This is a genomic window from Haemophilus sp. THUN1690 (genome assembly GCF_059704375.1).
Genome location: NZ_AP046582.1, coordinates 1,033,490 through 1,046,395 on the forward strand (window position 1 = coordinate 1,033,490; position 12,906 = coordinate 1,046,395).

9 protein-coding genes are annotated in these 12,906 nt (G+C 38.7%); 8 read left to right on the forward strand and 1 reads right to left on the reverse strand.

What is annotated here, in order from left to right; translation table 11 throughout:
• Positions 1-18: 18 nt before the first annotated feature.
• Positions 19-2,385 carry a DNA internalization-related competence protein ComEC/Rec2 gene (locus AC6H22_RS04810; RefSeq protein WP_118817059.1) on the reverse strand — a complete coding sequence of 789 codons (2,367 nt, stop codon included), beginning with the start codon at positions 2,383-2,385 and terminating at the stop codon, positions 19-21.
• Positions 2,386-2,644: 259 nt separating this feature from the next.
• Between AC6H22_RS04810 and dksA the strand changes: the two genes are divergently transcribed.
• The 8 genes from dksA (at position 2,645) to glnE (ending at position 12,897) form a co-directional block, all read left to right on the forward strand.
• A complete protein-coding gene (gene dksA, locus AC6H22_RS04815) occupies positions 2,645-3,082 on the forward strand; it encodes an RNA polymerase-binding protein DksA (protein WP_005630220.1) in 438 nt (145 codons plus the stop codon).
• 164 nt (positions 3,083-3,246) lie between these two features.
• Positions 3,247-4,689, forward strand: coding sequence for a polynucleotide adenylyltransferase PcnB (pcnB, locus tag AC6H22_RS04820; RefSeq protein ID WP_420897177.1), 1,443 nt, complete (start codon positions 3,247-3,249; stop codon positions 4,687-4,689).
• Positions 4,690-4,697: 8 nt separating this feature from the next.
• Complete coding sequence (gene folK, locus AC6H22_RS04825) at positions 4,698-5,180, forward strand: 2-amino-4-hydroxy-6-hydroxymethyldihydropteridine diphosphokinase (RefSeq protein WP_118817060.1); 483 nt, start codon at positions 4,698-4,700, stop codon at positions 5,178-5,180.
• Positions 5,181-5,255: 75 nt separating this feature from the next.
• Positions 5,256-5,732, forward strand: a complete 477-nt coding sequence (tsaE, locus tag AC6H22_RS04830; RefSeq protein WP_118817061.1) for a tRNA (adenosine(37)-N6)-threonylcarbamoyltransferase complex ATPase subunit type 1 TsaE — start codon at positions 5,256-5,258, stop codon at positions 5,730-5,732.
• 7 nt (positions 5,733-5,739) lie between these two features.
• The gene (locus AC6H22_RS04835; RefSeq protein ID WP_118817062.1) at positions 5,740-7,113 is read left to right on the forward strand and encodes an N-acetylmuramoyl-L-alanine amidase; all 1,374 of its coding nucleotides are present in this window, start codon (positions 5,740-5,742) and stop codon (positions 7,111-7,113) included.
• A complete protein-coding gene (gene mutL / locus AC6H22_RS04840) occupies positions 7,114-9,003 on the forward strand; it encodes a DNA mismatch repair endonuclease MutL (RefSeq protein ID WP_497515449.1) in 1,890 nt (629 codons plus the stop codon).
• Between the two features lie 7 nt (positions 9,004-9,010).
• Positions 9,011-9,946, forward strand: coding sequence for a tRNA (adenosine(37)-N6)-dimethylallyltransferase MiaA (miaA, locus tag AC6H22_RS04845; protein WP_005627905.1), 936 nt, complete (start codon positions 9,011-9,013; stop codon positions 9,944-9,946).
• Between the two features lie 5 nt (positions 9,947-9,951).
• Positions 9,952-12,897, forward strand: coding sequence for a bifunctional [glutamate--ammonia ligase]-adenylyl-L-tyrosine phosphorylase/[glutamate--ammonia-ligase] adenylyltransferase (gene glnE, locus AC6H22_RS04850; RefSeq protein WP_118817064.1), 2,946 nt, complete (start codon positions 9,952-9,954; stop codon positions 12,895-12,897).
• Positions 12,898-12,906: the final 9 nt, after the last annotated feature.

The following is a 12,906-nucleotide window of genomic DNA, read 5'->3' on the forward strand; positions in this document are numbered from 1 at the left end:
TTGCGCGCATTGTACCTTTTATTCGCTCGAGAATCCAATTACACGCGCATACCAAGGGGAAAATTCTGTGCGTGCTTGTTGGATTTCTAATCGGTCTTTAAAAAAATTTACCCGTACTTGCCCTGAAATAGCGGTATTTTCTACCGCACTTTTATAGCGTTGAAGCCTTTCTATAACCGAATAATGAGGGAATTTCCACGGATTCCAACGTCCACTAGAAATAATCGCCACATCTGGTCTAATCTGAGAAAGCAAGTATTCACTTGTCGATGTTTTACTCCCATGATGCCCCACTTGTAACATATCAATTTTTCCTAAAGTGCGGGCAAAAATTTGCTCATTTTTTACTTCAGCATCGCCAGTTAGCAAAACGCTATGCTTTCCATCATCGACTAAAATCACACAAGAATGGGCATTATCTGCTCGCTCCACAATAGAATGCGGCGAAAGTATTTGAAAATGTAGCTCTTGCCAATCCCAATCACGTCCAGCAGTACAAAAAGTGCGGTAATTTTCCCAATAATTTCTTTGTGAAGGGGTAATAAATTCCACATTGGGATACGTCTTTAAAATTGCCGAAGCACCACCTGCATGATCGTTATCATCGTGGCTCAAAATCAACTTTTCCAAAGTAATCCCTTCTCTTTGCAAATAAGGCAAAATTTCTAATTCAGCCATATTTCCACTTTGCCATGCTGGGCCTGTATCATAGAGAATCCCTTTACCATTTTTCACAATCAATGTTGCCAAGCCTTGCCCCACATCTAAAGTATCTACCTGCCAAGTTGGCTTGCTCAATTGTTTAAACAACAAAATCATAAAACAAAGCGACATAATGCCGAAAGAACATCGCAAAACGTTGATTCGCTCATCTTTTAGCAAAGGTTTACTAAGATTTAATGTAAAAAATTTTGCTCGTTTTATTTGCCTGGTTGATGATGAAATCTCGGGTTCTCGGTAAATACTCCAAATAATTAACATAAAAATTCCGCCACAAAATGCAGTTAAAACCAGTGCTAAATTAAATGAAACATTTAACCAATTCCCTTGAAAAACAGAAATTAACCAAGTAATTCCTTCGGCTAGCTTATTTGCAAGTTGCCAAGAAAAAACTGCGCCGTTGGTAAAAACAGCAAATAAAATCAAGGGAACAAGGAAAAAGCTATAAAGTGGTACAGCAATAAGATTGGCTAAAAAACCACTCAGCGATAAGCCATTAAATAGAAAAAGTTGCAAAGGCGTAAAAAAGATCAATAACCCAAATTGCAAATGAAATAAACTCAAAATCCACCGAGCTTTTGGTGAAAAGGTGTGATTTTTCCATTGAAAAAGAGAAAAAGGTACATAGCGATACCAGACGATCAAACAACCAACTGCTCCACAAGAAAGCCAAAAACTGACCGAAAGCGGCATTAATGGATCACATAAAAGCAAGAATCCAACAACCAGCATAAAAAGCTGAATAGGAGAATAATGTCGCCTCATTATTTGAATGAAGAAAACGAAAACAAGTGCTGAAATGGCACGAAAAGTTGGTACGCTAAAACCAGCCAAATACGCATAAATTAAAGCAAATAAAACACCAAAAACTAAAGAAAAATAAGGATGAATAAAACGGGTGGGTAAAAATACTTGCACAACACACGCCAAGTAAAATCCAATTCCCATAGCCAACCCAATATGTAAGCCTGAAATAGCAATAAGATGTGCGGTATTGGTTTGTTGGTAAATTGACCAGGTGTTTTTATCTAACCAAGCCCGTTCACCAAAAGCTAACGCGATCAATAAACCTTGTAGAGATAATCCTTCCGTTTGCTTCTTTACTTGTTGCAATTTTTCTGCGCGCAATGATGAAATATCAGAAATTTTCACCGCACTTTTTACGGTTCCAACAGCAGTAACCCCCTTGGAAAAATACCATTGTTGCCGATCAAATCCACCAAAATTTAATCGCGCAGAAAGTGGCCGTAAGGAAATTTCCGCTTGCCAAATTTCCGATAATTGAGGCACCTCTTTTGCTTTCCAATTTAAAAAAACTCGTTGCTCTCGCAAGTTATCCGCAAATTTTGCTGTAGCAATGAGAGTTTGATAATCCTGTTGGTGCAAAATTTCTTGGATCTTAAAAGTTACCACTTGCTTTTGAGCGGTAATACTTTGAGCCTGTTGTAACAAGCTGAATGCGGAATGATGTGTATACCCTAGAGAAACAACAAAAAAAGCAAGAAAAACTAAGAAATTTCTACGCAAAAAAATAAAAAGAAAAATCAAAGCAAGCGCAATAACCAGAGCAACTTGCCAAGTCAGTAGCCATGACTGCGGTAGAAATAACAACGTTAAATCTGCAACAATTAACAAGACAGCTAAAGTTATTAAGTTTAATTTCATTTTTATAAAAGATTAATTCCAGTCTCTCTAAGCCTAGGCTAGTTTTATTTAAATATGCAAACGGTTGCCTCAAATTTTGCGATCCATATCGTAAAAATAAATTTCTCAGGAAAATTTACTTGCTAAAACAAACAACTTCTGATATTTATACCGCCCGCAAAAATTGGGTTCCTAAAAGTGCTGTCAGGAACAAACTAAAATAACAAGACAGGAAGTCGTGAAGTTCACGCTTAAATTCTGTATGTATTAGGAGTGAGAGATGTCAAGAGCATCATTGAGCTTGCTAGATTTAGCAGGCGTTAAGCCTTATCAAATGAAAAAAGATGAAGAATATATGAATGAAGAGCAAATTCTTCATTTCAGAAAAATTCTTAATGCTTGGCACGAACAAATCGTGGAAGAAGCTTCTCGCACCGTTGCACATATGCAGGATGAAGTAACCAATTTCCCCGATCCTGCAGACCGAGCAACTCAGGAAGAGGAATTCAGTCTAGAATTACGTAATCGCGATCGCGAACGTAAACTAATGAAAAAAATTGAAGCAACCTTAAAAAAACTTGATACAGATGATTTCGGTTACTGCGATTGTTGTGGTGAAGAAATTGGCATTCGCCGTTTAGAAGCACGCCCAACAGCAGATCTCTGCATTGATTGCAAAACGTTAGCTGAAATCCGTGAAAAACAAGTCGCTGGTTAATTCATTCTATTGAAAAATACAAAAGTGCGGTTAAAATTAGCCGCACTTTTTTGCATTTAAAAATGCGGAAAAATCCCCTTGCCTTTTTCTTTACAGAAAAAGAACTAAGTCATTTATTTCCAACTAAAAAAACGGAGTAAATTATTCTTACTTATATCAAAAATTTGTTTGGCAAAAAGACAAAAAAATCAAAAGAGGTTGCCAAAACAAGTGCTCATTCTAAACGAGTTGAGCGTTCTAATAGTCAAATGCCAAAAGCGCGGGCAAAAAAATCAGAACAAACACACCGCTACGATAAAAATGTGATTAAAGCGGCTCAATTTGATATTTCACCGCGTGATTTTAGCCGTAATGCACTCACCGTAGTGGAAAAACTGCAACGTCAAGGTTTCGAGGCTTATATCGTCGGTGGATGTATCCGCGATTTATTGCTCGGAAAAAAACCAAAAGATTTTGATGTTGCAACAAACGCCCGTCCTGAGCAAATCCAAAACATTTTTCAACGCCAATGCCGTTTAGTGGGTCGCCGTTTCCGATTAGCACATATTATGTTTGGTCGAGATATTATTGAAGTCGCCACTTTCCGTGCAAATCACAGTGATGCTCGCAATGAAAATCAAGCGAAACAGAGCAATGAAGGCATGTTGCTGCGCGATAATGTTTACGGCACGATCGAACAAGATGCAGAACGCCGTGATTTTACGGTCAATGCGCTGTATTACAATCCTCAAGACAATACCTTACGTGATTATTTTGATGGTCTTCAGGATCTCAAAGCGGGAAAACTGCGCTTAATCGGCGATCCAGTTACGCGTTATCAAGAAGATCCTGTGCGCATGCTACGCTCAATTCGTTTCATGGCAAAACTTGATATGTTCCTTGAAAAACCAAGCGAACAACCAATTCGTGAACTTGCACCTTTATTAAAAAATATTCCGCCAGCTCGCTTATTTGACGAAAGTTTAAAATTATTGCAGGCGGGACAAGGGGTAAAAACCTATCGTTTATTACGTCAATATGGTTTATTTGAACAACTTTTCCCTGCATTAAGCGCATATTTTACAGAGAAAGAAGATAGCTTTGCAGAACGCATGATCGTAACCGCGCTTACTTCTACGGATGAACGTGTTGCGGATAAACTTCGTATTAATCCTGCATTTTTATTTGCAGCATTTTTCTGGTATCCATTGCGCGAAAAAGTGGAAATTTTGAAAAATGAAGGCGGTTTAAATAATCATGATGCTTATGCTTTAGCGGCTAATGAAGTTTTAGACTTATTCTGCCGAGCTTTAGCTGCGCCACGTCGTCATACTGCGGTCATTCGTGATATTTGGTTCTTACAGCTACAATTATTAAAACGTACTGGCTCAGCACCAATGCGCACCATGGAACATCCAAAATTCCGTGCAGGCTTTGATTTACTGGCTATGCGTGCGGAAATTGAAGGTGGCGAAACGATTGAATTGGCCAAATGGTGGCACGAATATCAATTCAGCAATGGTGAACAGCGTGAACAGTTAGTACACGAGCAACAACGCTTACATCCTAAACCAAAGAAAAAATACTATCGTCCACGCCGTCGTAAAACCACGCGCTCAGCAGAATAAGGGAAAAGATGATTACTGCATATATTGCCCTTGGTAGCAATTTAAACACACCAGTGGAACAATTACATGCTGCGCTTAAAGCGATAAGTCAGTTACCAAACACTCATTTGGTAACGACGAGCTCTTTTTATAAAAGCAAACCGCTCGGCCCACAAGATCAACCCGATTATGTGAATGCTGTTACAAAAATTGAAACCAAGCTTAGCCCGCTTGCTCTATTGGATGAATTGCAACGCATTGAAAATGAGCAAGGTCGAGTACGTTTACGTCGCTGGGGTGAGCGTACATTAGATTTGGATATTTTGCTTTACGGCAACGAAATCATTCAAAACGAACGCCTAACGATTCCCCATTATGATATGCATAACCGTGAGTTTGTCATTGTGCCGTTATTTGAAATCGCATCGGATTTGGTCTTACCTAACACTCAACCACTAGTAGATTTGGTCAAGCAATTTGATGACCATGAAATGATAAAATTAAATCCCTAGAAATTTCACCGCACTTTTATGAACCTCAAAAGTGCGGTAGAATCAGCCCACATTTTTCTTCATTCATGACCCGTTATGGAAAGCTTGACTCAATATATCCCTGATGAATTTTCTATGCTCTGCTTCGGCAAAAAATTCGCGGAAATTCTTTTAAAATTGCATACAGAAAAAGCCATTATGGTTTATCTTAACGGTGATCTTGGGGCAGGAAAAACAACGCTGACACGCGGAATGTTGCAAGGTATCGGTCATCAGGGTAATGTAAAAAGTCCAACTTATACGTTGGTTGAAGAATACAATATTGCAGGCAAAATGATTTATCATTTTGATTTATATCGTTTAGCAGATCCTGAAGAGCTCGAATTTATGGGCATTAGAGATTATTTTAATACGGATAGCATCTGCTTAATTGAATGGTCTGAAAAAGGCCAAGGCATATTGCCGGAAGCGGATATTTTAGTAAATATTGATTATTACGATGATGCACGAAATATTGAATTAGTCGCACAAACAAACTTAGGTAAAAATATTATAAAAGCATTCTCTAATTAATTTATTTATGAAAACAAAAATTTTATTTTTTCTTTTTTTCTCAACGTTTAGCTTCTCTCTTTTTGCAGCCCCAATCACGATTGCGATTGACCCTGGTCATGGGGGAAAAGATCCCGGTGCAATCAGCCGAAACTTGGGCATTTATGAAAAAAATGTCACACTTTCGATTGCAAAAGAGTTAAAAGCCTTACTCGATAAAGACCCAAATCTTCGCGGCGTATTAACACGCAGTGGCGATTACTATATTTCCGTGCCTGAGCGTTCAGAAATCGCACGTAAATTTAAAGCGAATTATCTCATTTCCATTCATGCGGACTCATCTGAATCACCTGAACGTCGCGGTGCATCAGTCTGGGTATTGTCAAACCGTCGAGCCAATGATGAAATGGGTCAATGGTTAGAAGACGATGAAAAACGCTCTGAACTACTCGGTGGCGCAGGAAAAGTGCTTTCACACAATAACGATAAATATCTTGATCAAACTGTGCTTGATTTACAATTTGGTCATAGCCAACGTACTGGTTATGAACTTGGCAAACATATCTTAAGTCATTTTTCAAAAGTGACAACCTTAAGCCGCAGCATTCCTCAACACGCAAGCCTTGGCGTTTTACGTTCGCCCGATATTCCTTCCGTATTAGTGGAAACAGGTTTTCTATCAAATTCTGACGAAGAACAAAAACTTAACTCTCCAGCTTATCGCCGTCGTATCGCCTATATGATTTATGAGGGATTAGTGGTTTTCCGCGGCGGAAAAGCCAAATCTTTCATTAGTGATGATATTGTTCAGAATAGCAAACAAAATGATACAAAAAATACTGAAAAAAATGACCGCACTTCCGATAAAAATGCCAATGAAAACAGTGTAAAAGATAGCGGCCTTCGCCATACAGTCAAAAATGGGGAAAGTTTAGGAAGCCTTGCGAATAAATACGATGTCAAAGTGGCTGACATTGTGGCGTTAAATAAATTAAAACGCGAAGCGCTTTGGATTGGAGAAACCATCAAAATTCCAGATAATGGAAAAACTCAGAAAGCACAAGATGACAAAACAAATTCATCAAAAAATAAAGAAAGTGCGGTGAAAAAGACAGAGAAAACGACTGAAAAAACCAACAATCCAAAAATAGAAAAATCAGAAAATAAAACGGATAAAAATAAATCCTCAAATAAAATGAAAAAAGAGGAAACCTCATCCACTAAAAAATCGGATGATGAAAAAAAAGAAATTCCGCTTTACCATGTCATTCAAAAAGATCAGACAATCTATGCTGTATCGCGAGAATACAATATTTCAGTCAACCAAATTTTAAAGCTGAATCCAAAATTAAAAGATGGTAAAGCCCTGAGCGGACAAAAAATTAAATTAAGAGAAAAATAAATGCCAATTAAAATTCTTTCCCCACAACTTGCGAACCAAATTGCTGCTGGTGAAGTAGTAGAACGCCCTGCGTCTGTGGTGAAAGAATTAGTGGAAAATAGCCTTGATGCAGGTGCAAATAAAATCCAAATCGATATCGAAAATGGTGGGGCAAATTTAATCCGCATTCGTGACAACGGCTGTGGCATTCCAAAAGAAGAATTAGGCCTTGCTTTGGCACGACATGCTACGAGTAAAATAGCTGACCTTGACGATCTAGAAGCCATTTTAAGTTTGGGTTTTAGAGGCGAAGCATTGGCAAGTATCAGCTCGGTATCGCGCTTAACGCTCACCTCTCGCACAGCAGAGCAAACTGAAGCGTGGCAAGTTTATGCGCAAGGTCGTGATATGGAAACCACAATCAAACCTGCATCACATCCTGTCGGCACAACAGTTGAAGTTGCCAATCTTTTTTTCAACACGCCAGCTCGTCGAAAATTTTTGTGCACAGACAAAACAGAATTTACTCATATTGATGAAGTCATTCGCCGCATTGCTTTAACAAAATTCAATACGGCATTTACATTGACTCATAATGGGAAAATTATCCGTCAATATCGTCCTGCTGAAGAGCTCAGTCAGCAACTAAAACGTGTTGCCGCTATTTGTGGGGATGATTTTGTCAAAAATGCCTTACGAATTGATTGGAAACACGATGATTTACACTTATCGGGCTGGGTAGCTACACCAAATTTTAGCCGAACTCAAAATGATTTAAGTTATTGCTACATTAATGGCCGAATGGTGAGAGATAAAGTGATCAGCCATGCTATTCGACAAGCCTATGCACAATATTTACCAACCGATGCTTATCCTGCGTTTGTGTTGTTTATTGACTTAAACCCACACGATGTGGATGTCAATGTTCATCCGACCAAACATGAAGTGCGCTTTCATCAACAACGCCTCATTCATGATTTTATTTACGAAGGCATCAGCCATGCGCTAAACAATCAAGAACAGCTTAATTGGCACACAGACCAAAGTGCGGTAGAAAATCACGAAGAAAATACGGTGCGTGAACCCCAACCAAATTACAGAATTCGACCTAATCGTGCCGCTGCGGGGCAAAATATCTTTGCGCCACAATATCATGAAAAACCACAGCAAAATCAACCGCACTTTTCTAACACACCAGTGTTGCCAAATCATGTAAGTACTGGTTATCGAGATTACCGTTCTGATGCGCCGAGTAAAACCGAGCAACGTTTATATGGTGAATTGTTACGTACATTACCACCTACAGAGCAAAAGAATATATCAAAAACAGTACAACAAAATATTTCAGATACAGCTAAAATCATCTCAACTGAAATAATTGACTGCCCATCACATCTACGCGCCCTTTCACTTATTGAAAATCGCGCGTTGTTATTACAACAGAACCAAAATTTCTTTTTGCTTTCATTGGAAAAATTACAACGCTTGCAATGGCAATTGGCTTTACAACAAATACACATTGAACAACAACCTTTATTGATTCCCATCGTGTTCCGATTAACTGAATCACAATTTCAAACATGGCAACAATACTCAGACGACTTCAAAAAAATTGGCTTTGAATTTATCGAAAATCAAGCACAATTACGCTTAACCTTAAATAAAGTGCCAAGTTTATTGCGTACACAAAATCTACAAAAATGCGTAATGGCAATACTGACTAGAGATGAAAATTCATCACTATTTTTAACCGCACTTTGCTCACAATTAGAATGTAAAACCTTTGACGCTTTAGCGGACGCACTCAATTTATTGAGCGAGACGGAACGTTTACTGACGCAAACGAATCGCACGGCATTCACCCAATTACTCAAACCTGTTAATTGGCAGCCTTTATTAGACGAAATTTAGATTCTTCATGAAACCAACCGCAATTTTTTTAATGGGCCCAACAGCCTCAGGTAAAACAGATTTAGCCATTCAACTACGAAGCTCACTTCCAGTCGAAGTGATTAGTGTAGATTCAGCGCTCATTTATAAAGGAATGGATATTGGCACAGCGAAACCATCAAAAGAAGAACTTGCTCTTGCCCCTCACCGTTTGATTGATATTTTAGATCCATCAGAAAGCTATTCCGCAATGAATTTCCGCGATGATGCGCTACGAGAAATGGCAGATATTACCGCACAAGGCAAAATTCCGTTACTAGTGGGCGGCACGATGTTGTATTACAAAGCATTAATTGAAGGGCTTTCTCCCTTGCCTTCTGCTGATGAAAATATTCGCGCCGAGCTTGAACAAAAAGCAGCTCAACAAGGTTGGGCAACATTACACGCAGAACTCGCCAAAATCGATCCTATTTCTGCCGCCCGAATTAATCCGAGTGATTCTCAACGAATCAATCGTGCTTTAGAGGTTTTTTATATCACGGGAAAATCACTTACTGAACTTACAGAAGAAAAAGGCGAAGCCTTGCCTTATGATTTTGTACAATTTGCAATCGCGCCGCAAGATCGTCATATTTTGCATGACCGCATTGAACAACGCTTTCATAAAATGATTGAACTGGGCTTTCAAGAAGAGGTAGAAAAACTTTATGCGCGTGGTGATTTAAATATTAATCTACCGTCAATTCGCTGTGTAGGCTATCGTCAAATGTGGGAATATTTACAAGGCGATTACGATCACGAAGAAATGATTTTCCGTGGTATTTGTGCAACTCGCCAGCTAGCTAAACGCCAGCTCACTTGGCTGCGCGGTTGGAAAACACCAATACAATGGCTTGACAGTTTGCAACCTCAACAAGCGAAAGAAACCGTATTACGTCACTTAAATTCTTATCAAAAAGGTTAGAAAAAATGACCGCACTTTCTGCCCTCATTGAACAAAAATTGCAATCTCTTGGCACAATTCTGTGCCAATCTTTTCCAGAACTTTCCCCAGAAAAAATTCACGAAGCTATTCAACAAAATTCAAATCATCCAGAACTGCCTGTTTATCAATTAGGCTATGCTATGGCAATGTCTGACTTTGTAGAAAATGTCTTGCAAAAATACCCGCACTTAGTGAAACAATGGTGGGAAAAATCCCCCTGTTTTGCAGATTGCTCTGCCTATATTGAACGTTTGAATAAAGAGTTAGCCAATGTTCATGACGAAACCTCACTCTATCAAACATTACGCCAATTCCGTAACATTGAAATGGCAAAATTAAGTTTTTGTCAAAGTTTGAATCTTGCGACTGTTGAGGAAATTTTTATTCAGCTTTCACAACTTGCAGAGAGTTTAATTATCGCTGCCCGCGATTGGCTTTATCATCAAGCCTGTATGGAGATGGGCACGCCAATGGATGAACAAGGCAATCCGCAGCAGCTTTATATCCTAGGAATGGGGAAATTAGGCGGCTTTGAACTAAATTTTTCCTCAGATATTGATTTAATTTTTACTTATCCATCACAATGGGAAACGTCCATTGAGAATACGAATGCTCGACGTTCTGTGGATAATACGAAATTTTTCACACGGTTAGGGCAACGTCTTATTTCTGCCTTAGATGAATTTACCTCTGATGGTTTTGTATATCGAACCGATATGCGCTTGCGCCCATTTGGTGACAGCGGCGCGCTTGTTCTCAGCTTTGCAGCAATGGAACAATATTATCAAGATCAAGGTCGAGATTGGGAACGCTATGCAATGATCAAAGGACGACTATTGGGCGCACAAACAAAGGATCCCAACGTTTCAAAATTGAAAAAAATGTTACGCCCTTTTGTGTATCGTCGCTATATTGACTTTAGTGTGATTCAATCTTTACGCGAAATGAAAGGCAAAATTGAGCGAGAAGTACGCCGTCGTGGTTTGAAAGATAATATTAAACTAGGTGCTGGTGGTATTCGTGAAGTCGAATTTATCGTGCAAGTTTTTCAACTCATTCGAGGTGGACGAGAAATCAATCTGCAACAACATTCACTCTTAAAGATCTTACCTGAAATTACCAAACTAGGATTAATTACCGAGCAACAATTCCACGATTTACGTGAAAGTTATATTTTTTTACGCCGCGTAGAAAACATTCTACAAGCCATTAACGATCAACAAACTCAAACACTACCAACCGATGAAATAGATCAAATTCGTTTAGTCGAGGCATGTAAAACATTCACCTGTTTAAATGAAAATAATCAAACCATTGAAAAACATTATCCAATAGAAAATTGGGATGATTTTTACCGCACTTTGCAACAAAAACAAGAAAAAGTGCGAGCGGTATTTACTCAATTAATCGGTGATGAACAAGATGAGCCTTCACCAACGGATAGCCAGTGGCAAGATTTTTTAGAATCAGACTTTGAGGATATTGAACAAACATTATTAGAGAGTGGTGTATCAGAAAATAATATTGATGAAGTTTTAGAAAAGCTTTCTCAATTCAAAGACAGCCTAAATCACAGAGTGATTGGTTCGCGTGGGCGTGATGTTTTGAGTCATTTAATGCCAACAGTATTTGCACTCATTTTTCAACAAGAAAATTACCGCACTTTGCTCCCCCGAATTCTGAACATTATTGAAAAAATTTCGAGTCGCACGACTTATTTAGAATTATTATTGGAAAATCCTCGCGCACTTCAGCAAGTTATTGAACTTTGTGCTCAGTCTCAACTTATTTCAGAGCAACTGGCCCGCCATCCTATCTTATTAGATGAATTGCTTAATACAGAAGCGCTAGCCCATCCGTTGCCATTTACCCAATATCCTGCGGAGTTACACCAATATTTGCTTCGTTTACCTCCTGATGATGAAGAACAGCTTATTGATGCTTTACGTCAATTTAAACAAGCAACCCTATTAAAAGTGGCCGCAGCAGATATTTTGGGGGCATTACCAGTGATGAAGGTAAGCGATCATTTAACCTATCTTGCCGAAGCGATTATTGAAGTCGTTGTGAATCTAGCTTGGAAACAAGTTTCGTCTAGATTTGGCGTGCCTGAACATTTGCAAAATAATGAAAAAGGATTTTTAGTGATTGGTTATGGAAAACTGGGTGGTATTGAACTCGGTTATAAATCCGATTTAGACCTCGTATTTTTGTACGATGCCGTAGAAAATCAAACAACAGGTGGCAAAAAAGTGATTGATAGCAATCAATTTTACCTACGCTTGGCACAAAAGATTGTAAGTATTTTCAGCATAAATACTTCCGCTGGCGTACTTTATGAGGCAGATATGCGCCTACGCCCTTCTGGCGATGCTGGCTTAATTGGCTGCTCTCTTTCTGCATTTGCCCATTATCAATTAAATGAAGCTTGGACATGGGAAAAACAAGCGCTTGTGCGTGCTCGCCCTGTATTTGGCGAATCATCTCTTAAAGCTAAATTTGAGCATATCCGCCAACAAGTACTTTCTGCATCACGAGATCTTGAACAATTAAAGCGAGATGTTGCGGAGATGCGAGGAAAAATGTTCACTCATTTGTCCCATTCAAAAGATGGTGAATTTAATCTTAAAACAGATCGCGGTGGCATCACTGATATTGAATTTATTGCTCAATATTTAATGCTTGCCAATGCCCCACAAAACCCACAACTGACAAAATGGTCAGACAATGTACGTATTTTCGATGATATGGCAGAGGCTAAAATTATTAGCCAAACAGACTGCGACGCTTTAAAACAAAGTTATGTCGATTTACGCAATGCTATTCACCATTTAAATTTGATTGGCAAATCCCCTGTTGTAGATGAAACTGAATTTGTCAAAGAGCGGTCATTTATTCAAGCATTTTGGGATAAGTTATTTAGTTCATAAAATACTAAT

Coding starts and splice junctions, on each gene's coding strand:
- AC6H22_RS04810 (WP_118817059.1), bottom strand. CDS start 2,385: ATGAAATTAAACTTAATAACTTTAGCTGTCTTGTTAATTGTTGCAGAT.
- dksA (WP_005630220.1), top strand. CDS start 2,645: ATGTCAAGAGCATCATTGAGCTTGCTAGATTTAGCAGGCGTTAAGCCT.
- folK (WP_118817060.1), top strand. CDS start 4,698: ATGATTACTGCATATATTGCCCTTGGTAGCAATTTAAACACACCAGTG.
- tsaE (WP_118817061.1), top strand. CDS start 5,256: ATGGAAAGCTTGACTCAATATATCCCTGATGAATTTTCTATGCTCTGC.
- AC6H22_RS04835 (WP_118817062.1), top strand. CDS start 5,740: ATGAAAACAAAAATTTTATTTTTTCTTTTTTTCTCAACGTTTAGCTTC.
- mutL (WP_497515449.1), top strand. CDS start 7,114: ATGCCAATTAAAATTCTTTCCCCACAACTTGCGAACCAAATTGCTGCT.
- miaA (WP_005627905.1), top strand. CDS start 9,011: ATGAAACCAACCGCAATTTTTTTAATGGGCCCAACAGCCTCAGGTAAA.
- glnE (WP_118817064.1), top strand. CDS start 9,952: ATGACCGCACTTTCTGCCCTCATTGAACAAAAATTGCAATCTCTTGGC.